Source organism: Reyranella sp. GW821-FHT12G01, from assembly GCF_058806575.1.
Map to the genome: position 1 here is coordinate 222,532 of NZ_JBXAPV010000001.1, position 25,639 is coordinate 248,170.

The following is a 25,639-nucleotide window of genomic DNA, read 5'->3' on the forward strand; positions in this document are numbered from 1 at the left end:
CGTCCGGCCGCTCCATGATCGCCTACATACTGCGCCGTCTCATGCTGGTGGTGCCGACCCTGTTCGGCATCATGGTGGTCAACTTCTTCATCATCCAGGCAGCCCCCGGCGGCCCGGTCGAACAGATGCTGTCCCAGATCCAGGGCACGGCGGTCGACGCGACCGAGCGCTTCTCGGGCAGCTCCAGCGGCGGCGAGACCCTGCGCAAATCGGGCTCGGAATCCTCCAGCGGCACCTATCGCGGCGCCCGTGGCCTGCCGCGCGACCTGATCGAGCGTATCGAGAAGATGTACGGCTTCGACAAGCCGATGGGCGAGCGCTTCGTGCTGATGATGAAGAACTATCTCGTCTTCGATTTCGGCGAGAGCTTCTTCCGCAACAAGCGCGTGGTCGACCTGATCATCGACAAGATGCCGGTGTCGATCTCGCTCGGCCTCTGGACCACCTTGCTGATCTACTTCGTGTCGATCCCGCTCGGCATCGCCAAGGCGGTGCGCGACGGCTCGCGCTTCGACGTCTCGACCTCGACCATCTTGATCGTGCTGAATGCCATCCCGGGCTTCCTGTTCGCGCTGCTGCTGGTCGTGCTGTTCGCCGGCGGCTCCTACTTCAAGTGGTTCCCGCTGCGCGGCCTCGTCTCCGACGACTGGAGCTCGCTCGGCACGATCGACAAGGTGCTCGACTATTTCTGGCACATGGCGCTGCCGATCGGCGCCATGGTGATCGGCGGCTTCGCGACGCTCACCTTCCTCACCAAGAACTCCTTCCTCGAGGAGATCCATAAACAGTACGTGCTGACCGCCCGCGCCAAGGGCCTGGTCGAGCGCCGCGTGCTGTACGGCCATGTCTTCCGCAACGCCATGCTGATCGTGATCGCGGGCTTTCCGGCCGCCTTCATCGGCGTGCTGTTCACCGGCTCCCTGCTGATCGAGGTGATCTTCTCGCTCGACGGGATCGGCCTGCTGGGCTTCGAGGCGGCGTTGAACCGCGACTATCCCGTCATGTTCGGTACGCTCTACTTCTTCGGCCTGATCGGCCTCGTCATGGGGATCCTGGGCGACATCATGTACACGGTGGTCGACCCCCGGATCGATTTCGAGGGTCGCTCCTGATGAACCCGATGAACAAACGCCGGATCGCGGCCTTCCGTTCGAGCAAGCGCGGCATGATCTCGCTCGCGATCTTCGGGTTGCTGTTCTTCGTGTCGCTGTTCGCCGAGCTGCTGGCCAACAACAAGCCGATCCTGATCAGCTACGACGGTGGCTTCTACTCGCCGCTGGTGAAGGACTATCCCGAGACGACCTTCGGCGGCGACTTCCCGACCAACACCGTCTATTCCGACCCCGAAGTGCAGAAGCTGATCGAGGAGAAGGGCTGGATCGTCTGGCCACCCATTCCCTACAGCTACGACACGGTGCTGAAGGGCGAAGGCCGAACGACCCTGCAGCCGCCCTCGCGCCAGCATTGGCTCGGCACCGACGACAGCGGCCGCGACGTGCTGGCCCGGCTCATCTACGGCTTCCGCATCTCCGTGCTGTTTGGTCTGGCCCTCACGGTGGCCAGCACGGTGATCGGCATCGCCGCGGGCGCGGTCCAAGGCTATTTCGGCGGCGCGGTCGACTTGCTGATGCAGCGCTTCCTCGAGATCTGGTCGAGCATGCCGACGCTCTATCTCCTCATCATCCTCGCGAGCTTCATCCAGCCGGGCTTCTGGGTGCTGCTGGGCATCATGCTGCTGTTCAGCTGGATGTCGCTGGTCGGCCTGGTGCGCGCCGAATTCCTGCGCGGCCGCAACTTCGACTATGTCCGCGCCGCCCGGGCGCTGGGTATGATGGATGCGCGCATCATGTTCCGGCACATCCTTCCCAACGCAATGACGGCCAGCCTGACCTTCCTGCCCTTCATCCTGGCCGGCTCGGTCACGACGCTCACTTCGCTCGACTTCCTGGGCTTCGGCCTCCCCGTGGGTTCGCCCTCGCTGGGAGAGCTGCTGCTGCAGGGCAAGAACAACCTCAACGCCCCGTGGCTCGCCTTCACCGGCTTCGTCGTGATCGCCCTGATGCTGTCGCTGCTGGTGTTCATCGGCGAGGCGGTGCGCGACGCCTTCAACCCGCGCAAGGTGCTGGCATGAGCGATGCCGCCCTGCTCGAGGTCAAGGACCTCTCCGTCGACTTCGGCACCGGCGCAAAGGCGGTGCACGCGGTGCGCGGCGTCAGCTTCGACATCAAGCGCGGCGAGACCGTCGCGCTGGTGGGTGAATCGGGTTCCGGCAAGTCGGTGACGGCGCTGTCGGTGCTGCAGCTTCTCGCCTATCCGTCGGCCAGCCATCCCACGGGGAGCATCCGTTTCCAGGGCAAGGAACTAGTCGGCGCCTCGACGCGCGAGCTGCTGGCGGTCCGCGGCAACCGGATCTCGATGATCTTCCAGGAGCCGATGACCTCGCTCAACCCGCTGCACACGATCGAGCGGCAGGTGAACGAGGTGCTGATCCTGCACAAGGGCCTGTCGCGCGAAGCCGCGCGCAAGCGCACGCTGGAGCTGCTCGACCAGGTCGGCATTCCCGACGCCGCCAAGCGCCTCGACGCCTATCCGCACCAGCTCTCGGGCGGCCAGCGGCAAAGGGTCATGATCGCGATGGCGCTCGCCAACGAGCCCGACCTGCTGATCGCCGACGAGCCGACGACGGCGCTCGACGTCACCATCCAGGCGCAGATCCTGAAGCTGCTCAAATCGCTGCAAGCGCGCTATGGCATGGCGCTGCTGTTCATCACCCACGACCTCGGAATCGTGCGCAAGATGGCCGACCGGGTGTGCGTGATGACCAAGGGCCAGATCGTCGAGCAGGGTCCGGTGGCCGAGGTCTTCGACCGGCCGCAGCACAGCTACACCCAGCATCTTCTTTCGGCCGAACCCAAGGGCCGGCCGGTGGTGGCCGACCCGTCGGCGCCGGAAATCCTGCGCCTCGACGATCTGAAAGTGCATTTCCCGATCAGGCGCGGCGTGATGCGCCGCACGGTCGGTCACGTGAAGGCGGTCGACGGCGTCAGCATCGCGCTGCGCGCGGGCCACACGATCGGCCTGGTCGGCGAATCGGGATCGGGCAAGACGACGCTCGGCCTCGCCCTCCTCAAGCTGGAGCGCAGCGAGGGCGGCATCCAGTTCGAAGGACGCGACCTGCAGGCGCTCAGCCAGCGCGAGCTGCGGCCCATGCGCCGCGAGATGCAGATTGTCTTCCAGGATCCGTTCAGTTCGCTCAGCCCCCGCATGTCGGTCGGCGAGATCATCGGCGAAGGACTGGAAGTCCATAAAATCGGCACGCCGGCGGAACGCGCCGCGCTGATCGAGCAGGTGCTGCGTGAGGTCGGCCTAGATCCGGCGAGCCGCGACCGCTACCCGCACGAATTCTCCGGCGGCCAGCGCCAGCGCATTTCGATCGCCCGTGCCCTGGTGCTGAAGCCGCGTCTGATCGTGCTCGACGAGCCGACCTCGGCGCTCGACATGAGCGTCCAGGCCCAGATCGTCGACCTGCTGCGCGACCTCCAGCAGAAGTACAAACTTGCATATCTCTTCATCAGCCACGACCTGAAGGTCGTGCGCGCGCTGGCCGACGAGGTGGTCGTCCTGCGCCACGGCAAGGTGGTGGAGCGCGGCTCGTCGAGCCAGATTTTCGAGGCGCCACAGACCCCTTACACGCAGGCCCTGATCGCCGCCGCCTTCAACATGGAGGCGATCGGCGCCGACAGCCGCACCGTCGCGACCTGATTGTTTCAATCGCACGGCAGTTTCTGCGGCTTGCAGGTCACGCGCGACAAACCTATGAGGAGGGCCTGAAAGGGAGGACCGTCATGATCGGCCTTCGCCGCGCCCTGTTGGCTGCAGCTCTCGTCGTCGTTTCGCCCCTCACCGCCCCGGTCGTCGCGCACGCGCAGGCCCAGCCCCTCACCCTGGGCACGGCCTCGGTCGGCGGCACCTATTACGTCTATGGCGGCGTGGTCGCCGCCCTGCTGACCGACAAGGCCGGCCTGCAGGTGATGACGCAGCAGACCCAGGGGCCGAACCAGAACGTCATCATGATCGACGACGGCAAGCTCACCCTCGGCATGACGACGATGGGCGTCGCGCTGCAGGCGCTGCAGGGTTCCGCGCCGTGGACCAAGGGCAAGAAGTACGACAGCATCCGCGCGCTGTTTCCGATGTACGACACGCCGATGCAGTGCGTGGCGCTGAAGAAGTCGGGCATCACCAGCTTCAAGCAGCTCGACGGCAAGACCGTCGGCACCGGCCCCAAGGCGGGCACCGCCGGCACCTACTTCCCGCTGATCTTCGACGCGCTCGGCATGACGGTGACGGCGCGCAACGGCCAGAGCGCCGAGGTCGGCAACCAGCTCAACGACGGGCTGATCGACGCCTTCTGCTTCGGCGCCGGTGCGCCGGTCCCGATCTTCACGCAACTCGACGCCGAGCAGCAGGTCAACTTCTTCGCCTGGACGCCGCAAGAGATGGCGACCATCCGCGCCAAGATGCCGGAGTTCACCGAGTCGACCGTGCCGAAGGGCCTCTACAAGCAGCAGGCGGGCGATCAGAAGACGCTCGGCCTCTACAATTTCGCGATCGCCAGCAAGGACATGTCCGACGCCACGGCCTACGCGATCACCAAGACCATTCTCGAGAACAATCCGGCGATGCTGCGGGCCCACGCCGCGGCCAAGGAGACGGTCGCGGCCAACGCGTCGCGCAACACGATCCTCACATTCCACCCCGGCGCCGTGCGTTATTATAAGGAAAAGGGAATCAAGCTCGACCCGGCGACGCTGCCTCAGTAGAAGAGGGAATGGCCGACGCTATTGCCTACCTCAGCCGCGATACCGACGGCGTACTCTGGAAAAAAGTCCTCGAAGCGGGTCTCGGTCCGCTCGATTTCCGCACCCGGGAGAATCTCGGCAACAAGGACGACATCGAGGTCGTCCTCGCCTGGAAGCCTGATCGCGGCCTGATCGCTTCCTTCCCGAATGTGAAATTGATCGTGTCGCTCGGCATGGGCGTCGACCACCTGCTGGCCGACGATCAGTTGCCGGCCGGCGTGCCGATCACCCGCATCATGGATGACGGGCTGGTCGGCCAGATGAGCGAATACGCCATCTACTACGGCCTGCGGCACCATCGCGACATCGACAAGTATGCCGCCAGCCAGCGGGCCAAGAAGTGGAAGCCCGAGGACTTCGTCGACACCATCCATCGCCGCATCGGCATCACCGGCCTCGGCACGATCGGCCAGGACACGGCGAAGAAGTTCGCCGCGCTGGGCTTTCCGACCGCCGGCTGGAGCCGCACGCAGAAGACCCTGCCGGGCGTCGAAACCTTCCACGGTCCGGACGGGCTGGCCGCGTTCCTGGCGCGCACCGACATCCTGGTGAACGTGCTGCCGCTGACGCGCGACACCAAGGGCCTCCTCGATGCCAAGCTGTTCGCGGCGCTCCCCAAGGGCGCCTACGTGATCAACATGGGACGCGGCGGCCACGTGGTCGACGAGGACCTGATCGCCGCGCTCAACTCGGGCCACATCTCCGGCGCCGCGCTCGACGTGTTCAACACCGAGCCGCTGCCCGAGAACCATCCCTACTGGACGCACCCCAAGGTGCAGGTGACGCCGCACATCGCCGGCGCCACCAACCCGCGCACCGCCTCCCCCGGCGTGATCGAGAACATCAAGCGCGTGCGCGCCGGCCAGAAGCTGATCAACACGGTCGACCCGGTCACCGGGTACTAGTCTTCGGACCGCGGGCCTCCAGGCCCGCCTCATGAGCGGGCCTGGAGGCCCGCGGTCCGAAGAACCTACTTCCCGAACCTGTCGGCGATCGTGCGATAGATCGCGCGCGCCACTTGCGCCTCGCCGCCTTCGGGGCGGCCGGGGCGGCTCGAGTTGTTCCAGGCCATCATGTCGAAATGCGCCCACGGCACGTCGTCGGGCACGAACTCCTTGAGATAGAGCGCGGCGGTGATCGAGCCGCCGAAGGCGCCGGCCGAGACGTTGTTGATGTCGGCCACCTTGCTGGCCAGCATCTGGCGATAGGGCGCGAACAGCGGCATGCGCCACATCGGATCGGTGACCGTCTCGCCCGCCGCGATCAGCGCATTGGCGAGCTTGTCGTTGTTGCAGAACAGCGCCGGCAAGTCCGGTCCCAGCGCCACGCGCGCCGCCCCCGTCAGGGTCGCGCAATCGACCATCATCGCGGGCTTCTCCGACGCGCCCTCGTCCAGCGCATCGCACAGGATCAGCCGCCCTTCGGCGTCGGTGTTGCCGATCTCGACGGTGATGCCCTTGCGCGTCTTGATCACGTCCATCGGCCGGAAGGCATTGCCCGACACGGAGTTCTCGACCGCCGGCACCAGCACGCGCAGCCGCACCGGCAGGCCGGTGGCCATGATCATCGACGCCACCGCGAGCACGGTCGCGGCGCCGCCCATGTCCTTCTTCATCATCAGCATGCCGGCCGCCGGCTTGAGATCGAGGCCGCCGGTGTCGAAGCACACGCCCTTGCCGACCAGGGTCACCTTGGGATGGCTCGCCTTGCCCCAGGTGAGGTCGATCAGGCGCGGCGCGCGCGTCGAGGCGCGGCCGACCGCATGGATCGTCGGATAGTTCTGCTTCAGGAGATCGTCGCCCACGATCACCTTGAACTTCGCCTTGTTCGCCCTGGCGAGTTTCTGCGCCGCCGCGGCCAGCTCGGCCGGGCCCATGTCCGACGACGGCGTGGTGATCAGGTCGCGCGCCATCGAGATGGCCTCGATCGTCGCGCTCGCCCGCCGCTTGTCGGCGCCCTCGGGCCACACGAAGCGCGGGCCTTCCTTGCTCTTCTTGGCGCGGTAGCGTTCGAACTTCCAGGCGCCGAGCCCGATCGCCACGGCGACGTCGGTCATCGACACCGGCGCGGTGTCGCCCTCCAGCCGCCACGTCGCGACCGGCAGCTTCGCGCTGAGCGCACCGAAATCCCACAGGGTCGGCGCATTGGGAATCACTAGCACTGCACCTGAAGCCTTGCCGTCATTGCCCGGCAACACGACGACCTCGCCCGGCGATCCGGCGATACCCAGCGATTCGACCCAGGCCCGGCGCGCCGCGGACTGCGCCTTCAGCCAGGCCCCCCACTTCGATTGACCTACAAACTGCAGGGGCAAGGAGGAAGAAGAACGGTCGACGAACGGCAGCGACATGGCCATGCTCACAATCATCAGAGAGAATGGTTAACATTGCCGGCCAAACTCCATGGCTGGCAAGGAGGGCGTATATGGCCGAATTCACGGTCGTGATCGGCAACAAGAACTATTCGTCGTGGTCCCTGCGCGGCTGGCTGATGGCCAAGATCGCCGGGATCGACTTCGACGAGATCGTCGTGCCGCTCGACAGGCCCGAGACGCAGGCGGCGATCCGCAAGCACTCGCCGTCGGGCCGCGTGCCGGTGCTGCTGCATCGCGGGCTCGCGGTGTGGGATTCGCTGGCGATCGCCGAGTACCTGAACGACCTCAAGCCCGAGGTCGGCATCTGGCCGCCGTCGGCCGCCGCGCGCGCCCATGCCCGCTCGATCTCGGCGGAAATGCATTCGAGCTTCGCCGACCTGCGCACCAACATGCCGATGAACATCCGCGCCTCCTATCCCGGCAAGGGCATGACGCCGGGCGTGCGCGCGGACATCGAGCGCATCACCTTCCTGTGGCGCGACTGCCGCAAGCGCTTCTCCGGCGCCTTCCAGAAGGACGAGGGTTTCCTGTTCGGCACCTTCGGCGCCGCCGACGCGATGTTCGCCCCCGTGGCGACCCGCTTCAAAACCTACAGCGTCACCCTCGACAGCGACGCCGACGCCTACTGCACGGCCGTGCTGAACCATCCCGCGATGAAGGAATGGATCGACGCGGCGCAGCACGAGCCCTGGCTGATCGACAGCGCGGAAATCAAATAAGTCGCTCCTGCGAACGCCCTCACCTCACCCTGAGGAGCCGCGCGGAGCGTGGCGTCTCGAAGGGTGGGCAACGAGCGTGGTGTGCGTAGCCCATGCTTCGAGACGGCTGCTGCGCAGCCTCCTCAGCATGAGGTTGCTGGTGGGTCGTCTACGCACTCTTGCGACGGGCGCTCTTCCGCTTCACCGTCTTCTTCTTCGCGGTCTTGCGCTTGGCGGTCTTGGGCGCCGCCGGCACCTTCTTGCCCTTGGCGCGAGCCTCGGAGAGGCCGATGGCGATGGCCTGCTTGCGGCTGGTCACCGTCCCGCCCTTGCCGCCCGGCCCGCTCTTCAGCGTGTGCTTCTTGCGCCGGTGCAGGGCGCTTTTGACTTCCTTCGCGGCGCTGGGTGAATACTTGGCCATATGTTTTCTCCTGCGAATGATTGCCAATAACGCGCAACAATTTGCAGGGATGCGACGCTAGCCTGCCGTGCAGCCGCGGCGGTTGAAGGCGGTTCGGCGCGGATGTTAGGTCGGAAGCTCGTCGCGAAGCCGGACCGCCATGATTGAAGTCGCTTTCGAGCGCAGCCACCGAATACTGCTCACCCGATTCATCGGCGTCTTTTCCTACGACGACATCGAGGCAATCGACATCATCGTCAAAAAGTTCGTCCACGAGATCGGGCCGTTTACCGGCCTCATCGACTGGACCGGCATCGACACGATCGCCATGCCGCCGTGGCGGCTGGTCCAGCGAGGGCGCTCGCCGCAGCTCGCCCTCGGGCAGAAGCGCGTGATGGTGGCGCCCGACGGGCCGATCCTCGACATGGTCCGCGCCTATGCCAACCAGCAGCGCGACTATGGCAACGTCGAGCCCGTCGTGGTGCGCACGCTCGAGGAAGCCTATGCCGAGCTGGGCATCGTCGATCCGGTGTTCGAACCGGTGGCCTGAGGCGCGTTCTCTGATACCTCCCCGTCCGTGCGGTCGGGGCGTTCTTCCGGCGTCATGAACATCCGCCAGCGGCGGGCGCCGACGCCCAGGCTGCGGCGGCTGGAATAGACCGCAAGCAGCGGCGCCAGCAGCAGGCCCAGCACCACCGGCAGCAACCAATAGAGAAACGACGGCGCGAAGTAGCCCATCACCGCCACCGCGGCGATGCCCAGGCCGATCTGGCCGAGATGGCGGCCCAGCGCCAGGTCCCACGCCATGCCGCGATCCCCGCGCGCCTGCGGCGGCCAGCCGACGGCGCGACCGCCAAGGATGCCCAGCACGAACACCGTGTGGAACAGCATCATCACCGGCGCCAGCAGCATCGAGAACAACGTCTCCAGCAGGACGCTGCCGACCAGCGCCAGGCGGCCGCCATAGGCCGGCGCCGGCGAAAACAGGGCCAGCACCATCGCCAGCAGCTTCGGCAGGAACAGCATCAGCGCCGTCACCACCAGCAACGCGTGGACGTGGCCGGTATTGTATTGCGGCCAGTTGGGAAACAGCGAGGGCAGGTTGCCGAAATAGACCGGGCCGACGATCTCGTGCTCCAGCACGATGGCGGCGCTCAGCAGCAGCGAGCCCAGCCACAGCGGCGAGGCGAGATAGCCCATGATGCCCATCACCAGATGCAGCCGGCTCATCCAGTGCAGGCCGCGGGTGAAGACCAGCCGTGCGTGCTGCAGGTTGCCCTGCATCCAGCGGCGGTCGCGCACCGCATAGTCGATCACGTTGGTCGGCAACTCCTCGAAGCTGCCGCCAAGGTTCGGCAGGTTCCAGACGAAGAAGCCGGCGCGGCGCATGAAGGCCGCCTCGACGAAATCGTGGCTCAGGATCTCGCCACCGAACGGCGCGCGGCCCTTGAAGACCGGAAGGCGGCAATGATCGGAGAAGGCGGCGACGCGGATGATCGCGTTGTGGCCGAAGTAATTGGCCTCGCCCATCTGCCAGAAGGAATGGCCGGTCGCGAGCATCCCGCCATAGAGGCGCGAGGAGAATTGCAGCACCCGGGCGAACAGGGTCTCGCGGCCCATCGCCACCGCATGGGTCTGGATGATGCCGGTGCGCGGGCTTGCCTCCATCAGCGCGGCCAACCGCACCATCGTGTCGCCCGACATCACGCTGTCGGCATCGAACACGATCATGTGGTCGAATCGCGCGCCGTGGGTGTCGAGCCACTCCGCGATGTTGCCGGCCTTGCGGCCGACATTGCTGGTGCGTCGCCGCCAGTGCAGCCGCTCGCCAATGCCAAGCTGCTGGCGCAGCACCTCGATGCCCGCCGCTTCCTCGGCCGCGATCGCATCGTTGGTCGTGTCGCTCAGCACGAACAGCTCGAATGCGTCCGACTGGCCGGTCGCCTCCAGCGAGCGCCAGGTCGTGGCCATGCGCGCGAAGACCTCGGCCGGCTCCTCGTTGTAGACCGGCACCAGGATCGAGGTGCGGCCGCGCAAGGCGGGCACGTCGCCATCGCCGGCCCCTTGCCGGCGCAGCGACAGCGGATGCAGGCCGAACAGCTTCAGCAAGAAACCCGCCAAGCCCGCCCAGAAGGACAGCGTGATCCAGCCGAAGCCCAGGGCGAACACCACGAGCAGAGCGATGGCCAATCCATAAGGAACCTGCGGCCCGAGGGCCGTCGCCAGAAGATGGATGCCGGCGACCGTCGTCGTTGCCGCGAGAACGAAGACGAGAAACCGCCGCCAGCCCGCGCGGCCACCGAGACGATCGAGGTTCCAGAGCGTGCGGTCCTGCGTGTATTCCATGAAGCGCGCCCTCCCCGGGGACTATCAGGGTCGAAGTTGGGTGCTGAATGTCTCGCTCAGCCGCTTGCCGTCCGCGGTCAGGAAGGCGCGGATTTCAGCGGTCTTGCGGCTCTCCGGCTCGATGTCGATGAACAGGCGCCGGTTGGTCGAGCCGGGTGTCCGGTCGATCTCGGCCCGCAGCAGCTTGCCGCCGTTGACCTCTACGTTGGACTCGACCAGCCGTTGCTCCGGGAGCCTGGTCAAAGTGTCGCCCTCGAACTCGACGACGAGGCGACGGGCCTTGTCGTTGCCGTCGATCGGCGCCTGGCGCGTCGCCACGACGCGCGCTTCTGGAGAGAGCGCCGCCTCGTCGCTCAACGCCGAGAGGCGATAGCGGTACTCCAGCGGCTTGCCCTTCTCGACCGGCCACTTCGAGACCCAGAAGGCCACGATATTGTCGTGATATTCCGACGGTGTCGGAATCTCGACGAGACGCACCTCGCCTTCGCCCCAGTCGCCCTTGGGCTCGACCCAGAGGCTGGGGCGCGTCTGGTATTTCGCGACGCCGTCCTGATAGCGGTCGAAATGGCGCTCGCGCTGCAGCAGGCCGAAGCCGCGCGGATTGTTGTCGGAGAACGACGAGACCTGCAGCGCACCGGGGTTGCTCAAAGGCCGCCAGATGCGTTCGCCCTTGCCCGTCAGAAGCGCCAGCCCATCGGAGTCGTGAACCTCGGGCCGGAAGTCGTCGCGCCACGGTCCCATCTTGCCGGACAGGAACATGCTGGTGAGCGGCGCCACGCCCAGCAACGACACCTGGTGTCGCGGGAACAGGCGCGCATCGACGTCGACGGTGGTGCGGGCACCCGGCGTCACGGTGAAGGCATAGGCGCCGCTGGCGCCGGGCGATTCGAGCAGCGCGTAGATCTTCAGCGCTTTGTCGCCGGGCGCCGGCTCGACCAGCCAGAATTCACGGAACTCGGGAAACTCCTCCGAGCGCGGCTGGGCGGTATCGATCGCCAGTCCACGCGCCGAGGCGCCATAGGCCTGGCCGCGGCCGATCGGCCGGAAATAGCTGGCGCCGAGGAACGAGACGATCTCGTCGAACTTCATGGTCTGCAGCGGATGCGTGACCTTGAAGCCGGCGAAGCCGACCTTGGCCGGCGGCTGGCCTTTGCCGAAGTCGAACATGCCGGGCGAGGGTTCGAGCGCCATGACCTCGCCCTTGCGCGGGATCACGTTCAGCTTCACCGGCGTCTGATAGATGAAGCCCGTCGGGAAGAATTCGACATGGAAGCCGCTGCCGCCGGTGCGCCAGAGGATCGACTCGGGCCGGAAGCGGATGTCTCGATATGTGTTGTAGTCGACCTTCGCCGTATCGGGGACCGGCGCTTCCCTGGCGTAATCCTTCGTGGCCGATTCCTTCGCGCGCGAGATCAGCGTGTCGAAGAAGTCCTGTGCCTGTGCCGTCGAGGCGGCGGCAAAATAGACGATGAGCAACGCGAGCAGTTTGAACACGGCGGACCCGGGTTTAGGAGAGCGCGCTCCAGGAATTCGGCGCGCTGCCGCAACGCAGCAATCCATCGTGCGGTTGCCGTACGGCCGCTGACGGAGTGCCTTTGCAGGCGCGAACCGTTCGCCTGCGCTCTATGACATCACGACGACGGTGGTGGCCGCCGCGTGATGGCCGACACGGCGCCATAACCCGCGATGGCGCAGAGGCCGGCGATCACGGCGAAGAACAGCGCGAACGGGTCGCGCTGCACCAGGCCCATCCAGATCGCGACACCACCGAAGATCGAGCTGAGCACCACCGCGCTCCACCAGATGATCCGCACCGACACGCGCAGCGTCTGGATGCGCTCGACAGGCTTCACCGCAGGCTCTGGCGCCTTCGGTTCGTCCGGTGGCGGCGGAGGTGGCGCCGGATCGGGGGGAGACTCAGCGGGAGACAGCAGCCGGGCCTTGAGATCGAGATATCAGGATGAACGTCCTCCGAAGCGAAGGCTTCGACGTGGCGGTTTCACATCCTACTCCCGATCGCGATCGATGGCCCCATCGCAAAGCATCCGTTCGCCAGAGAACATGATGCAACCATCACGGATGATCGAGGAACGTTAATCGCCAAAGGCACGTTGGCTGCTCGCGACCGCCGCGGCGTTTCGCCGGGGAAGAGATCGCCGAGGGAGTTAGCGATGCCAAACACCACCCACACCGACGAGACGACGAACTCCAAACCGGATCTCGGCGCGGCCGTCTCCGAAATCAGGACCGCCCTCACCGGCAAGGCCGAGGAACTGGCCGGCCGCTCGGCCGAGACCGGCGCCGAGGCCGTGTCGGCGCTGGGCAAGACCGCCGCCACGCTCGCCGGCTCCCTGCAGGACCAGTCGCCTGCGGTTGCCGATTACGTGCGCTCGACCGGCCAGCGCATCGACCGTCTCGCCGACGATCTTCGCGACAAGTCCGCCGGCGACCTTCTCACCATGGCGACCGACTTCGGCAAGCGCCAGCCGCTCGCTCTGCTGGCCGGTTCGGCGATCGTGGGCTTTGCCCTCGCCCGCATCGTCAAGGCCGGGATGGGCACCACTGGAGACCCCGCCGGCCCCCGGGCGAATGAGCCCAATGTCGGTCGCATCGACGTCTAGGAGGCCTGCATGAACACCCCCGAAAGGCCCGGCGTCGTCGGCCTCGTAACGGATGCCCTGGGCCGCAGCGCCGACCTGATCCAGACCGAGATCCGGCTGGCCCGCGTCGAGATCGGCGAGAAGGCCGACGCGATGCGCACCAGTGTCGTCAGCGGCCTCGTCATGATGCTGGTGGGCACGGTCTTCATGATCGGCGCCCTCATCCTCGTGCTGCAGGCCCTGGTCGCAGCGCTCATCGAAGGCGGGCTGTCGCCCGCAGTGGCCATCCTGATCGTCGCCGGCGGCTCGGCACTGGGCGGCATCGTCGTCCTGCTGGCCGGCAAGAAGACGATCGGCGCCGTCGATCCCACCCCCACCCGCACCATTTCGTCCCTGCAAAGCGATGCCCGCATGGCCAAGGAGAGCCTGACATGAGAGAGAGCGCCCAACTTCAACGCGAGGCCGAGGCGCAGCGCGCCGGCCTGTCCAACACCCTCGGCCAGTTGCGCGACGGCATGACGAGCTCGGCACTTTCCGCCGAGCTGGTGGGCGTGCTGCGCGACAGCAGCCTCACCCTCGTGAAGAGCCTGGCCGATTCGGCGCGCAGCAATCCTGGCGCGGCCCTGCTGATCGGCGCGGGCCTCACCATGATGCTGACCCGCACGACCGGCGCCGACGTGATGTCGACCGCGACCTCCGCCCTCAAGGCCGCCACGGCAGTCGGCACCGACGCGGCCGTGGCCGCCGCGGGTGGCGTGAAGAGCGCCGCCGGCAGCGCCGCCGATACCGCGAAGTCCCTGGCGGGCCAGGCCAGCGACACGGCCAAGTCCCTCGCCGGCCAGGCCAGCGACAAGGTCACCAGCATGGCCGACAAGGTCGGCCACCTCGCGACGGATACGGCGGCATCCTTGAAGGACAAGGCGACCGGCACGGCGGACGCGCTACGCGACGCGGCCGGCGAGCAGGTCGATCAGGCCAAACGACTGGTCGAGGACGGCAAGGAAACCGCCGAGCATCTGAACCAGGACGCCACGAAGCTGGCCGCCGACACCCGCCAGGCCGTGACGAAGCTGCTCGAAGAACAGCCGATCCTGGTGGCGGCGATCGGCACCGCCATCGGCGCCCTGTTCGGCGCGGCCCTTCCGGTTTCCCAGGCCGAGCGCAACGTGCTGGGCAAGACCGGTGCAGAAGCGATCAGCAAGGGCCGCGATGTCCTCGAGACCGCCAAGACCGCTGTCGGCGAGCAGATCGCCGACGCCCGTCTCGGCGACAAGGTCGGCGAAATGGCCGGCAAGCTCGTCGACACCATGGTGCCGACCTCTTCTCCCCGTCCCGTCTGACCCAACCCGAAGGAAACATCACATGTCTGCCAAACAGGATGCCATCGCCCTGCTGAAGGCCGATCACCGCAAGGTCGAGGATCTGTTCGAGAAGTTCGAGAAAGCCAAGGGCTCGGAGCGCAAGCAGAACCTGGCCACCCAGATCTGCACCGAACTCACGATCCACACCATGATCGAGGAAGAGATCGTTTATCCGGCCTGCAAGGGTGAGGTGGAAGACGACCTGCTCGACGAATCCTATGTCGAGCATGACGGCGCCAAAGTGCTGATCGCCGAGATTTCGACCGGCTCGCCGGCCGACGAGTTCTACGATGCCAAGGTCAAGGTGCTGTCGGAGATGATCAAGCATCACGTCAAGGAAGAGGAGCGGCCCGGCGACGGCCTGTTTGCCCAGTTGCGCCAGGCCGAACTCGACTTGGTGGCGATGGGCGACCGGCTGAAGGCGCGCAAGCAGCAGCTCGCCGCCGAGCTCAAGGGCGCCGACCTGCCGCCGCCGGAAACGCGCAGCTTCACCGGCCATGAGCTGGTGCAGAGCAAGCCGCTCGAAGCCACTGCCTAGAGCGGGCGCTGGCCGGGACGGGCTTTGCCGCTTAAGAAAGCGGAATGTCGTTTCACTGGCAGATCGAATCGAAGACCCAGCGGGTCACCATCACTGCGGATGGTGATTTCACGCGCTCTGATGTGGAAAGCTACCTGAAGGCCGTCGAGGCGGGCGGCGCGCTGACCTGGAGCAAGCTGTTCGACGGTCGCCTCGCTCGCACGGCCATGAACAGCGAGGACCTGCTCGCGCTGGGCGTGCTTTTTCGCAGCTACCATGTGCGCGGCCCCGTCGGCCCGCTCGCGGTCGTGGTCTCCGACGCCCAGGTCGAGAAGGTCGAGCGCCTGCTGGGCATCCTGGCGACGGCCGACCGGCCGATGAAGGTTTTCCGCGATCTCGAGCCGGCGCGGCGCTGGATCGAACGGTTGCCGGTGCACTCAGCGGTGCACTGATCGTCGCCGTGGGGCCGGCTCTTCCATGAAAAAGCCCGGCGAATTGCTTCGCCGGGCTCTTGTTTGCCTAAAAAGGGCAATCTCTCAGGTGTTGGGCTTGGGCAGCGTGGTCGGGCTGATCCGGAGGATCTTGTAACCCACTTCCGCCAGTTTGTTGGCTTCGGCCTGGGCTTCCGCCAGGCTCGAATAGCCGATGCCGATTTCAGACTGGGTGCGCGGGTCCACCGTCCACACCATGTGCTTGCCGAAGGCTGCTTCTGTTGTCATCGCGGCCTTATACAGAGCTTTGCCAGCCGAGTCCGAAGCTTGTGAGGCAGGCCGAACAAGTTACCGGGGGCATGCAAGCCGGGCGCGCTCCACGGCGCCCTGCTGGAAATCCTCGATCAGCGCCGCTGCGACCGTCTGGTTGAGCAGCGCCGTCGGATGGCCGTCGTCGCGCATGTAGAAGCGCTCGACCGGGGCCGCCGGCCGCGGCAGCAGGCCATTGACGTCGAGCACCATGGCGCCCGACCTGCAGAGCAGCGGCACCATCATCTCCCGCCAGCCGACCAGATCGTCGTGCCAGGTCTCGCCGGAATAATAGAGCACCACGAGCTTCGCGCCGTAGTCGCTCGCGAGCTTCGTCTTGATCTCCTGCAGGATGCGGACGAACAGGCGCCGCTCTCCCGCTTCGTCGACCTCGAGTGCCTTCCACACGAGGCCGAACAGCCGCGAGCCGACGATCAACGATTCCACGAAATCCGACTTCTGCACCCATGTGCCGCGCGCCACCAGGCGATCGTGGGAATCGATGACGTAGCGCGGACTGTCGTGCAGCCACTGCACCCGGCCGGCCACGCGCAGCACATGATCATCGACGATCGACATCACCGCCCAGGGAAAGGACTGGTGGCCGGACTTGCGCGGCTCGCCGATCTCGAGCTGCCGCAGCACCTGGTTGAGGCCGTAGCCCTTCACCGCCAGGTTCACCGGCTGCAGCCTGGCGCCCGACAGGTCGCGGAGATACCAGGCCAAGGTCTCCTCGTCAGGCAGGCCCGCGCCGAAGGCGAAGGAATCGCCCAGGATCAGGACCGGCGTGTCGCCCTTCGCCCTCGGATAGGACGGCAGGGTGCGGAAGCCGTTGCCGTCGGTCGTGTAGGTGACGTCGTAGATCGTGTGCCCGTTCTTGACTGCCGTCGCGCGCGCCTGCCGGTCTGGCATCAGCCGGAAGGCCAGGGTCGGGTCGGGCTCGATCAGGGGTTCGAGCGTCGTCACCAGCCCGTGCCGGAAATCGGCGAGATCGCGCTCCTCGACGAAGCGGTTCATGACGTCGGTGCGCAGCAGCAGCTCGGCCCCGAGCAGGCCGGCGGCGATCGTGAGCAGCAGAAGCGACGCCTCGCGCAGGCGCAGCGACGCCGGCAGGGCCAGCGTCATCAGCAGGAACCACACGACCAGCAGCGCCATCGCGCCGAGGATCGACGAGGCCCAGGTCACGGCGGCCCAGAAGGCGAACGCCGGGATGACGATCAGGAAAAAAAGCGCCGCGACGGCCGCCCCCAGCAAGGAGGAGCGGCGCGCCGGTTCAGGTTGGGAGGAGCGCGGCCTCAGCCGTCCACCTTGGCGCCGCTCGCCTTGACGATCGGCGCCCAGACCGCGATCTCGCTCACGATGCGATCCTGCAGGCCCTTCGGCGACATTGGCCAGGTGTCGGTGCCCAGCGCGGCGAACTTCGCCTTCACGTCGGCATCCTCGAGCGCCTTGGTGCCCGCGGCCGCGAGCTTGTCGACGATCGGCTGCGGCACGCCGGCCGGGCCGCAGAAGCCCATCCAGACTTCCACGACATAGTTCGGCACGAACTCGATGATCGCCGGCACGTCGGGCGCGGCCTTGTTGCGCTCGCGGCTGGTGACGCCGAGCGCCCGCAGCTTGCCGGCCTGCACGTGCGGGAAGCAGCTCGGCATGTTGTCGAACATGATGTGCACGTTGCCGGAGATCAGGTCCTGCATCGCACCGGCGCTGCCCTTGTAGGGGACATGCACCATGTCGGTGCCGGTGAGCTGCTTGAACATCTCGCCCGCCAGATGAATGGTCGTGCCCGAGCCCGACGAGGCCATGTTGTACTTGCCCGGCTCTTTCTTCAGAAGCGCGATCAGCTCCGGCACGGTCTTGGCCGGCACGCTGGGATGGACCACCAGCATGTTCGGCCACACCGACATGCCGGCCATCGGCGAGAAGTCCTTGGCCGAATCGTAGGGCAGCTTGGTGTAGAGGGCCGGCGCCATGCAGAACATCGAGACGGTGACGAGGCCGATCGTGTAGCCGTCGGGCGCCGCCTTGGCGATCGCGTCGGTGCCGATCGTGCCGCCGCCACCGGCGCGGTTGTCGATCAGGACCTGCTGGCCCAGCAGCTCCGACACCTTGGCCATGACGATGCGCGAGATGTTGTCGGTCGCGCCGGCCGGCGTGTAGGGCACGATGAATTTGATCTGCTTGTTGGGAAACGCGTCCTGGGCGCGCACGAGGCCGGGCGCGGCGAGGGTTGCGGCGGCGCCGGCCAACAGGGCGCGACGGCTGGTCTTGAACTCGAACATGACTCCTCCACTCTACTTTTTTTGATCTATGGCGCGGACGCTAACAGCCCCTCCGGCAAGCGTCACGCGACGCAATGTCCTTCTCTCGCGCTGCGGGCCGCGAGGTCGCTCAGCGGGTTACGGGAACGACGAATATCTCCACCGGCTCGCCGCGGCCGGGCACCTGCACCGCGCCGACGGGACGGAAGCGCTTGCTGTCGGCCACCACGAAGCCGCCCGAATTGACGGCGGCGGCCAGCGTCTCGGCGCTGGTGACGATCGAGGCGTCGTGCGGCCGCGCCAGATGCTCGAGCCGGCTCGCCACGTTCACCGTGTCGCCGACGGCGCTGTATTCGAGCCGGTTGCGGCTGCCGATCGCGCCCATCAGCACCGGGCCGACATGGACGCCGACAGCGATGCGCACCGCGGGCAGGCCGCGCGACCGCCGGCCGCGGTTCCACGCCTCGACCGACCGCACCATGTCGAGCGCGCAGCACAGCGCGCGCGTCTCGTCGTCGGGCTGCGCATCGGGCGTGCCGAAGGTCGCCATCACGCCGTCGCCGATGAATTTGTCGAGCGTGCCGCCGTGGCCGAAGATGCACTCGGCCATGCGCTCGTGAAAGACGCGCAGGAAGTCGATGGTCTGCTGCGGCGGCTGACCTTCCATCAGGCGCGTGAAGCCCACGACGTCGACGAACAGCACGGTGGCCTTGCTCTCGCGACCGACCTCGAAATCGCGGCCGCCGCCGGCCAGGCGATCGACCAGGTTGGGCGAGAAGTAGCGCGCGAGGCTGTTGCGCTCGCCCTCGGCCAGCAGGGTGCGCCCGAGATGGGCGCGGGCCCGCCACACCGCGACGGCGATGAAGCCGGTGCACAGCGCCATGAAGATGAGCTGCTGCACGAGGAAGGCCTCGGGCGTCACGAAGCCCGGACCGATCAGCCGCGCGAAGATCGACCGCGCCGCCGGCCACAGTTCCGTGGCGCCCAGAAGATCGGTGCCGGAGACGCGCGCCTGGTCGATCGCCGTCCAGGCGAAGCTGCCGATCAGCGCGACCAGCGAAGCCGCTCCCGTCAGGATGACGGTGCGCACGGAGTAGCTCAGCGCGCTCGCGGTGAGATAGATCACGAGATAGAGGAACAGCGAGCGCCGGCCGAACACCTGTTCCAGCCACAGCCCGTTTTCCGCCGCACCCGGAATCGGCACGATCGTGCCGATCGTGATCACCGTCACGTCGAGCACGGTGACGACGAGCTGCAGCGCCCGGGCGTACGGCGAGGCGCGGAAGGCATAGACCGCCCAGGCCGTCGCCATCAGGGTCACGCAGGCGCCGACACCGATGCCCACCCGCGCCGGCCCGGCCGCGAACAGCAGCCAGATCGCGACGGTGCCGAGCGCGATCAGGCGGAAGCGGAAGGCGAAGGCCAGTCCGTTATGTTCTTCTTCCTGCAGGCGAAGACGCAGGCGCGCGAAGGCGCCGTCCTGGGTGAGGGCTGATGACATGTTCTTCCGTTTCCGGATCGGGCCGAACGGCTTACCCGCTTGGCGTGTGCTCGTGAACGAAGTTTCATTCAAAGAACCGTGAATGAGGGTGTGAGAAAGATTCATCTCTTTCCATCGAAATGATTGTTGGCTTCGCCCTCAAGCGACCACAAAGATCGCGGGCCGAGAGAAGAGGAGACGCCATGCTGACCTACCGGACGCCCGCCGAGATCGTCGCGCACGAGGGATTGCGCATCGTGCTGGTGCGCGGGGTGCCGAGCCCGTGGAGCCAGGCGGCCAAGACGATCCTCGAGATCAAGGGCCTCGACTATGTCGCGGCGCCCCTCGATGTCGGCGGCGCCAACGAGGAGATCGTGGCCTGGTCGGGCCAGAACAGCGGACCGGTCGTCGCCTGGCGCGACGGCGCGCCGCTCAACCGCTGGCTCGACATCCTGCTGCTGGCCGAGCGCCTGGCGCCGTCGCCCGCCCTGCTCCCCGCCGATCCGTTGCAGCGCGCGCTGGCCATCGGCCTCGCCCACGAGATCATGGGCGAAGGCGGCATCGCCTGGAACCGGCGCCTGCAGATGTTCGCGATGGCGGTGAAGGCGGGTGTCGGCGCGCGGATGGCGCCGCTGATCGACAAGTACGGCTTCGACGCCGACGACACCGCCAACGCCGGCCATCGCATCGCCGCGCTTCTGCAGATGCTCGCCGCGCAGCTCCGCGCCCAGCAGGCGCGCGGCGTGCCCTACTTCGTGGGCGAGGCGCTGAGCGCCGTCGACATCTACTGGACCGCCGTCATGAACATGATGCTGCCGCTACCGGCCGCGCAGTGCCCGATCCGCGAATCGTCGCGCCCCGCCTTCACCGCCAGCGACCCGCTGGTCGTGGCGGCGCTCGACCCGATCCTGGTCGAACACCGCGCCCGCATCTTCGGGGCGCACTTCCGCGACCCGATGGAGTTTTGATCCTTACCGCCCCCTGCTAGCGCATCGGCAGCGGATACATCACGCCGCCCTGGGTCCACAGCGCGTTCACGCCGCGGGAGTAGCGCAGCGGCGAGTCGGCGCCGAAATAGCGTTCGTAGCTTTCGCCGTAATTGCCGACCTGCGCGATGATGCGATACGCCCACTGCTCGTCGAGGCCGAGCGACTTGCCGTTGCCGGTGTCGACGCCCAGCAGCCGGCGGACCGCCAGCGAGCGCGAGTTGCGGAAGCTTTCGAGGTTCTGCGAAGTGATGCCCAGTTCCTCGGCCTCGATCCGCGCATTGTGCGTCCAGCGCACGATGTCGATCCAGTCGTTGTCGTTGCCGCGCACGTAAGGCCCGTGCGGCTCCTTCGAGATGATCTCGGGCAGCACGAGATAGTCGTCGGCCTTGCCGGTGCTGACGATCGCGGCGACGAGGCCGGTCGATTGCTGGGTGACGGCCTCGCAGGCGCCGGCGATGAACGCCTCGAAGGTCGCTTCGGTCTTGTCGAACAGGACGAGCTTCACCGACATGCCCATGCCGGCGAACCAGTCGAGCGTGTTCTGCTGGTAGGTCGTGTCGCGCGTCACGCAGACCCGCATCTTGTCGAGCTTCACGAGATTGTTGATGCCCAGGCGCTTCGGCACCGCGAAGCCCTGGCCGTCGATATAGGTGACGGCGGCATAACGCACGCCGGTGTCGCCGGTGCTGCGCCGCAGGGTGATCGTGGTGTTGCGCACCAGCAGATCGATCTGCCCGCTCTTCAAGAGCTCGAACCGGTTGGTCGCGGTGGCCGGCACGAACTTCACCTTGCTGGCGTCGCCCAGGGTGGCGGCCGCGATCGAGCGGCAGAAGTCGACGTCGAAGCCGGACCACCGGCCCTGTTTGTCGATGACGGAGAAGCCGTGCAGCTCGCCGTTGACGCCGCATTGGACCATGCCGCGCTTCTTGATGAGGGCGAGCGTGGGCTCCGCGGGGGATTGCGATGTCGTGGCCGCAGCGGCGGGCGTGACGCCGGCGCCGATCTGTCCCGGTGTCTGTCGCGGCAGCGCGGGCGGCGTGGTCTGTGCCGGTGCGGGCGGTGTCGCGGGCGGCCTTGCCGAGTTCTGCACCGGCGGCGTTTGCGCCGAAGCCGGCAGCGACGAAGCGAAGGTCATCGTCGCCGCAGCGGCGAGAAGCAAAGCTGAGATCTTAGTGTTCATGTCACCCACGCGATCACCTGTTGGAATCGTCAGCGCGGGTACTTTAACAGCGAGACTGAACTTGCCGGAAGAGTGAGTGTTCGCATCGCGGCCACTCGATGAAGCGTGCCGGATATTCCAGTCGCCGGTCGCGAAATCCAATTCGCGATCCGGCTCGTATGATTGAACTTGGCTCGTGTCCTACGGCAGGTGCTTGTCGACCCAGCCGGTGATGTCGGCCATCACGGCTTCCTTGCCGGTGTCGGCCAGCAGGTCGTGATAGTGGCCTTCGTAGAGCTTCAGCGTCTTGTCGCTGGAGCCCGCGGTGTCGTGGAAGAACTGGCTGCCCTTCCACACCGTCGCCTTGTCGGCGGTGCCGTGCAGGATCAGCAGCGGAATGGTGATCTTCGGGAATTCATCGTGCAGGCGTTCGTCGGCGCGGACCAAAGCCGCGACGGTGGCAGCCGGCTGTATCTCGTGCGCAATCAGCGGATCGGCGTTGAGCGCGGCCACAGCGGCGGCGTCGCGCGTAAAATCCTCGTTCTTGAGCTTCAGCACCGGCAGGCGCGGCGCGATGTGGCTCAGGCCCTTGATGGCGGCCAGCGCGAAGCCCGGCGCCGGCACCTGGAAGGCGAAGTCCTCGCAGATGAAGCCCGCCAGTTCGGCCTGGTTGTCGAGCGTATAGGTGGCGGAGATGACGCCGCCCGCGCTGTGGCCCAGCAGGAAGACCGGCAGGCCGGGATGGCGCGCCTTGGCGATCGCGATCGCGCCGGCGAGATCGGCGACATAGTCGGCGACGTCCTCGACATAGAAGCGCTCGCCGTCGGACTTGCCGCGGCCGCGCATGTCGGGCGCGAAGACGGCATGGCCCTTCTTCACGAACTCGGCCGCCGGCCAGAGATACTGGCCACTGTGCGAATTGAAGCCCGTGACACATCACGACGACGGCGCGCGGCGCCCCTTCCGGCTTCCAGGAGCGCAGGAAGATTTTTACGGCTCCCTTGCTGTCGAAGGTCTCTTCCGTTGCGGCTGTCGTCATGGCGTCTCTCCCCGAGGTTCGTAAACTTCGGAGCAGATTGTTACTGCGCGGTGACTGAGCGCGCCATTGGACTAAAGATAAAGGGCGACCGCTACCACCCCTCCGTCGTCCTGAGCGGAGCGCAGCGTAGTCGAAGGACCTCTTCTCCGGCGCACGGTGTGTCGAAGCGAAAAGAGATCCTTCGACGACGCGCCTTCGGCGCTTCGCTCAGGATGACGGATTATTCGAGCCAGCGCAGGCAGCCGGTAGCCTCGAGCACCGGGTCGAGACGGCTACGCACGTCGGCCGGAAGCGCCGCGAGCTTCTTGCGCAGCGCGTCGTAGCACTTGGCCTGGTAACGGAATGGCGCCTGGCTCCACGGCCGGCCGAGGATGTCGAGATCGACCGACGGCGCGCCGCTTTCGAGCGCGGCGCGATTGGCGGCGAGGAACGGCAGGTAGGTCTCGCCGCAATGTTTCAGGAGCGCCGTCACCGCCTCGGGCAGCGGCGCATCGGCCGCCAGCCACTCGCCCTCGACGCCCGACGCATCGTCGAGACGCATCAGCCAGCAATAGACGTCGGGCGCGCGCTCGCGCATCTCCATCATCGGCGTCGGATCGACCGACAGGATCTGGAGCTGGCCGAACAGGCCGAACTCCGCCAGCGACGGCCGCGAGCCGAACAGGAATTCCATCTTGCCGACGTGAGGCTCAAGCGTGTCGAGGATGACGCGGTAGCTGTCCTCGATGATCGGCCGGTTGGCATCGGTGCAGCCGACCATCGCCATGCGGCCGACCTGGCGGTCGTTGAACGCCTGCATCGCCTCGCGCCGCTCGGGCCCCGGCATCTGCGGATCGCGCGAGGTGATCACCCAGGCTTTCGCAAACTCGCGGTCGGGCGCATAGAACCAGCGATAATGGAACATGATCTTGGTGACCCACTCGTCGCCGAAATCTTCCAAGAGATCGCTGAGATAAGCGTGCGCCGGATCGTCGGGCACGATCGAACGCTGGCCGGGATGCGCGCGCTCCAGCGCATGGGCGAGCGGTGTCGAATCGTTCATCACCGTGCCGTCGGGGAATTGCAGCGCCGGGATCACCGGCGGCAGGCCGGCCGCCACCGCGACGTCGCGCGGCCAGCCGACGGCCTTCCAGACGAAGGGCAGCCGGCGATAACGCAGGATCGCGCGCATCTTCACCGAATAGGGCGACGGGCCGAAGCCGTGCAGGATGTAGGGGTTCGTGCTCATCTCACCACTGTCCGAAGAAGATGCCGTGCTGGCGATGCTTCGCCGTCCGCGCCTCGACATAGGCGTCGTCCACACTGACGCGGTCCTTGCGCGCCTTGGCCCAGGCGTTCAGCCGCTCCTCCATCTCGCGGAAGATCGGCGCGTAGGTGAGATCGCCGCCGAGGTCGCGCCGCTCCTTCGGGTCGTTGGCGAGGTCGAACAGCATCGGCCTGAACCCCTGCCACCAGACATATTTCCAACGGTCGGTGCGGACCATGATGGCGCGGCACTCGCTGGGCTTGCGGCCAAGGATCTTGCGCGCCTCGCGGAACGAATAGTCGAGCTCGGAGAAGACCGCATCGCGCCAGGTGTCGAGATGGATCTTGCGCAGGAGCGGCAGCAGCGAGCGGCCTTCCAGCAGGTGATCCTGCGGCGGCAGGCCGAGCGTCTCGAGGATGGTCGGCACGACGTCGATCGCCTCGACGAAGCGCTCGTCGACCGTGCCGCGCGTCAGGTCGGCCTCGGGGTCGGGATCGACAACGATGAAGGGCACGCGCTGCGCTTCCTCGTAGAACATCTCCTTTTCGCCGAGCCAATGGTCGCCCAGGAAATCGCCATGATCGGCGGTGAAGACGATCATCGTGTCGTCGAGCCGACCGGCCCGCTCCATGTGGGCGAACAGGCGGCCGAGCCAATCGTCGAGCTGGCGGATCAGGCCCATGTAGGCCGGCCGCACGATGCCGGGCGCATCGGGCCGGCTGAAGGAAACGGATTCCTCCATCTCGCGATAGGCCGCGAGCACGGGGTGTTCGTTCGCCCGCTCCTGCTCGTCGCGGTTCAGCGGCATCATGTCGGCGGCGCCGTACATATCGTGATAGGGCGCCGGCGCCATGTAGGGCCAGTGCGGCTTCACGTAGCTGAGATGCAGGCACCACGGTTTGTCGCCCATCTCGTCGATGAAGCGCATGGCCTCGCGCGTCATGTAGGCGGTCTCGGAATGCTCTTCCTTCACGCGCGCCGGCAGATGGACGTTGCGCATGTGCCAGCCCGAGGCCTTCTCGCCGTTCGGCCCGTCGGCGGCGATCACGAAGTCGCTCCACGGATCGTCGGAGACGTAGCCGTGCTGGCGCAGGTAATCGGCATAGCCGCTTTCGCTGCCCGGCGGCGAATGGCCGTCGTAGCGGTCAAGCTCCTCGAAGCGGCCGGCGCGCAGCAGCGCATCGAGCGCCGAGCCGCCTTCGATGCCGAACCGCTCCAGCGATTCGAGATCGGGCAGGACATGGGTCTTGCCGGCCAGCGCCACCTTGATACCCGCCGGCCGCAGGAAATCGCCCAGGGTCTTTTCGCGCAAGGAGAGCGGCACGCGGTTCCAGGTGGCGCCGTGGCTCGACATGTAGCGGCCGGTGTAGAAGCTCATGCGGCTGGGGCCACAGACGCCGGACTGCACATAGGCGCGCGGGAAGCGCACGCCGCGCGCCGCCAGCGCGTCGATCGCCGGCGTCTTCAGGTGCGGATGGCCGGCGCAGGACAGATGGTCCGCGCGCAGCTGGTCGCACATGATGAACAGAACGTTTTTGACCTTGCCCACGGTTTCCTCGCTCGACGG

25 protein-coding genes and 1 pseudogene are annotated in these 25,639 nt (G+C 66.7%); 13 read left to right on the forward strand and 13 right to left on the reverse strand.

Annotated elements, in window-relative coordinates:
• Positions 1–14 precede the first annotated feature (14 nt).
• From AC1RP5_RS01050 to AC1RP5_RS01070, 5 genes are all read left to right on the forward strand, one after another.
• The gene (locus AC1RP5_RS01050) at positions 15–1,112 is read left to right on the forward strand and encodes a microcin C ABC transporter permease YejB (RefSeq protein ID WP_493108707.1); all 1,098 of its coding nucleotides are present in this window, start codon (positions 15–17) and stop codon (positions 1,110–1,112) included.
• A complete protein-coding gene (locus tag AC1RP5_RS01055; protein WP_493108708.1) occupies positions 1,112–2,131 on the forward strand; it encodes an ABC transporter permease in 1,020 nt (339 codons plus the stop codon). The genes AC1RP5_RS01050 and AC1RP5_RS01055 overlap by 1 nt, the downstream gene beginning before the upstream one ends.
• Positions 2,128–3,762 (forward strand): ABC transporter ATP-binding protein, encoded by a 1,635-nt coding sequence (locus AC1RP5_RS01060; protein WP_493108709.1) that lies wholly within the window; start codon positions 2,128–2,130, stop codon positions 3,760–3,762. The genes AC1RP5_RS01055 and AC1RP5_RS01060 overlap by 4 nt, the downstream gene beginning before the upstream one ends.
• Before the next feature lie 83 nt (positions 3,763–3,845).
• A complete protein-coding gene (locus tag AC1RP5_RS01065) occupies positions 3,846–4,823 on the forward strand; it encodes a TAXI family TRAP transporter solute-binding subunit (protein ID WP_493108710.1) in 978 nt (325 codons plus the stop codon).
• Positions 4,824–4,831: 8 nt separating this feature from the next.
• Positions 4,832–5,767, forward strand: a complete 936-nt coding sequence (locus AC1RP5_RS01070; RefSeq protein ID WP_493108711.1) for a 2-hydroxyacid dehydrogenase — start codon at positions 4,832–4,834, stop codon at positions 5,765–5,767.
• A gap of 65 nt (positions 5,768–5,832) precedes the next feature.
• Here AC1RP5_RS01070 and AC1RP5_RS01075 read toward each other — a convergent pair whose 3' ends face one another.
• Entirely contained in the window at positions 5,833–7,212 is a 1,380-nt protein-coding gene (locus AC1RP5_RS01075) for a leucyl aminopeptidase family protein (protein ID WP_493113262.1), read from the reverse strand.
• 74 nt (positions 7,213–7,286) lie between these two features.
• Between AC1RP5_RS01075 and AC1RP5_RS01080 the strand changes: the two genes are divergently transcribed.
• On the forward strand, positions 7,287–7,955 hold the full coding sequence (locus AC1RP5_RS01080; RefSeq protein ID WP_493108712.1) for a glutathione S-transferase family protein: 669 nt from the start codon (positions 7,287–7,289) through the stop codon (positions 7,953–7,955).
• 148 nt (positions 7,956–8,103) lie between these two features.
• Here the strand turns inward: AC1RP5_RS01080 and AC1RP5_RS01085 are convergent, their stop codons facing one another.
• Complete coding sequence (locus AC1RP5_RS01085) at positions 8,104–8,355, reverse strand: DUF6496 domain-containing protein (protein WP_493108713.1); 252 nt, start codon at positions 8,353–8,355, stop codon at positions 8,104–8,106.
• Positions 8,356–8,494: 139 nt separating this feature from the next.
• On the opposite strand from AC1RP5_RS01085, the gene AC1RP5_RS01090 reads away from it, so the two are divergent.
• On the forward strand, positions 8,495–8,884 hold the full coding sequence (locus tag AC1RP5_RS01090) for a hypothetical protein (protein ID WP_493108714.1): 390 nt from the start codon (positions 8,495–8,497) through the stop codon (positions 8,882–8,884).
• Here the strand turns inward: AC1RP5_RS01090 and mdoH are convergent.
• The 3 genes from mdoH to AC1RP5_RS01105 form a co-directional block, all read right to left on the reverse strand.
• Positions 8,836–10,680, reverse strand: coding sequence for a glucans biosynthesis glucosyltransferase MdoH (gene mdoH, locus AC1RP5_RS01095; RefSeq protein ID WP_493108715.1), 1,845 nt, complete (start codon positions 10,678–10,680; stop codon positions 8,836–8,838). The two genes, AC1RP5_RS01090 and mdoH, sit on opposite strands and share 49 nt — an antisense overlap.
• 24 nt (positions 10,681–10,704) lie before the next feature.
• Positions 10,705–12,174, reverse strand: coding sequence for an OpgD/OpgG family glucan biosynthesis protein (locus tag AC1RP5_RS01100; protein ID WP_493108716.1), 1,470 nt, complete (start codon positions 12,172–12,174; stop codon positions 10,705–10,707).
• A gap of 137 nt (positions 12,175–12,311) precedes the next feature.
• Positions 12,312–12,533 (reverse strand): hypothetical protein, encoded by a 222-nt coding sequence (locus AC1RP5_RS01105; RefSeq protein ID WP_493108717.1) that lies wholly within the window; start codon positions 12,531–12,533, stop codon positions 12,312–12,314.
• Positions 12,534–12,851: 318 nt separating this feature from the next.
• Here AC1RP5_RS01105 and AC1RP5_RS01110 point away from each other — a divergent pair, with 318 nt between their 5' ends.
• Genes AC1RP5_RS01110 through AC1RP5_RS01130 form a run of 5 tightly spaced genes read left to right on the forward strand, consistent with a single transcriptional unit; the run spans position 12,852 to position 15,610 of the window.
• The gene (locus AC1RP5_RS01110) at positions 12,852–13,301 is read left to right on the forward strand and encodes a hypothetical protein (protein WP_493108718.1); all 450 of its coding nucleotides are present in this window, start codon (positions 12,852–12,854) and stop codon (positions 13,299–13,301) included.
• 9 nt (positions 13,302–13,310) lie between these two features.
• Positions 13,311–13,715: a phage holin family protein gene (locus AC1RP5_RS01115; RefSeq protein ID WP_493108719.1), complete on the forward strand. Its 405-nt coding sequence runs from the start codon at positions 13,311–13,313 to the stop codon at positions 13,713–13,715.
• Positions 13,712–14,620: a hypothetical protein gene (locus tag AC1RP5_RS01120; RefSeq protein ID WP_493108720.1), complete on the forward strand. Its 909-nt coding sequence runs from the start codon at positions 13,712–13,714 to the stop codon at positions 14,618–14,620. The genes AC1RP5_RS01115 and AC1RP5_RS01120 overlap by 4 nt, the downstream gene beginning before the upstream one ends.
• Positions 14,621–14,642: 22 nt before the next feature.
• Positions 14,643–15,179: a hemerythrin domain-containing protein gene (locus AC1RP5_RS01125; protein ID WP_493108721.1), complete on the forward strand. Its 537-nt coding sequence runs from the start codon at positions 14,643–14,645 to the stop codon at positions 15,177–15,179.
• Between the two features lie 44 nt (positions 15,180–15,223).
• On the forward strand, positions 15,224–15,610 hold the full coding sequence (locus AC1RP5_RS01130; RefSeq protein WP_493108722.1) for a hypothetical protein: 387 nt from the start codon (positions 15,224–15,226) through the stop codon (positions 15,608–15,610).
• A gap of 84 nt (positions 15,611–15,694) precedes the next feature.
• On the opposite strand, the gene AC1RP5_RS01135 is transcribed toward AC1RP5_RS01130, so the two are convergent.
• The 4 genes from AC1RP5_RS01135 to AC1RP5_RS01150 all read right to left on the reverse strand — a co-directional run bounded on the left by AC1RP5_RS01135 (position 15,695) and on the right by AC1RP5_RS01150 (position 19,660).
• Positions 15,695–15,877 (reverse strand): hypothetical protein, encoded by a 183-nt coding sequence (locus AC1RP5_RS01135; RefSeq protein ID WP_493108723.1) that lies wholly within the window; start codon positions 15,875–15,877, stop codon positions 15,695–15,697.
• Positions 15,878–15,937: 60 nt separating this feature from the next.
• Complete coding sequence (locus tag AC1RP5_RS01140; protein WP_493108724.1) at positions 15,938–17,152, reverse strand: hypothetical protein; 1,215 nt, start codon at positions 17,150–17,152, stop codon at positions 15,938–15,940.
• A gap of 41 nt (positions 17,153–17,193) precedes the next feature.
• Complete coding sequence (locus AC1RP5_RS01145) at positions 17,194–18,180, reverse strand: Bug family tripartite tricarboxylate transporter substrate binding protein (RefSeq protein ID WP_493108725.1); 987 nt, start codon at positions 18,178–18,180, stop codon at positions 17,194–17,196.
• A 109-nt stretch (positions 18,181–18,289) separates the two neighbouring features.
• A complete protein-coding gene (locus AC1RP5_RS01150) occupies positions 18,290–19,660 on the reverse strand; it encodes an adenylate/guanylate cyclase domain-containing protein (RefSeq protein ID WP_493108726.1) in 1,371 nt (456 codons plus the stop codon).
• A gap of 182 nt (positions 19,661–19,842) precedes the next feature.
• On the opposite strand from AC1RP5_RS01150, the gene AC1RP5_RS01155 reads away from it, so the two are divergent.
• Complete coding sequence (locus AC1RP5_RS01155) at positions 19,843–20,607, forward strand: glutathione S-transferase family protein (RefSeq protein WP_493108727.1); 765 nt, start codon at positions 19,843–19,845, stop codon at positions 20,605–20,607.
• A gap of 16 nt (positions 20,608–20,623) precedes the next feature.
• Here the strand turns inward: AC1RP5_RS01155 and AC1RP5_RS01160 are convergent, their stop codons facing one another.
• The 4 genes and pseudogenes from AC1RP5_RS01160 to AC1RP5_RS01175 form a co-directional block, all read right to left on the reverse strand.
• On the reverse strand, positions 20,624–21,808 hold the full coding sequence (locus AC1RP5_RS01160) for an amino acid ABC transporter substrate-binding protein (RefSeq protein ID WP_493108728.1): 1,185 nt from the start codon (positions 21,806–21,808) through the stop codon (positions 20,624–20,626).
• 180 nt (positions 21,809–21,988) lie between these two features.
• Positions 21,989–22,708: pseudogene (locus AC1RP5_RS01165) on the reverse strand (alpha/beta hydrolase); the annotation flags it as partial.
• 338 nt (positions 22,709–23,046) lie between these two features.
• Positions 23,047–24,054 (reverse strand): glutathione S-transferase N-terminal domain-containing protein, encoded by a 1,008-nt coding sequence (locus tag AC1RP5_RS01170; RefSeq protein ID WP_493108729.1) that lies wholly within the window; start codon positions 24,052–24,054, stop codon positions 23,047–23,049.
• Between the two features lies 1 nt (position 24,055).
• Positions 24,056–25,621 (reverse strand): alkaline phosphatase family protein, encoded by a 1,566-nt coding sequence (locus AC1RP5_RS01175; RefSeq protein ID WP_493108730.1) that lies wholly within the window; start codon positions 25,619–25,621, stop codon positions 24,056–24,058.
• Between the last annotated feature and the right edge of the window lie 18 nt (positions 25,622–25,639).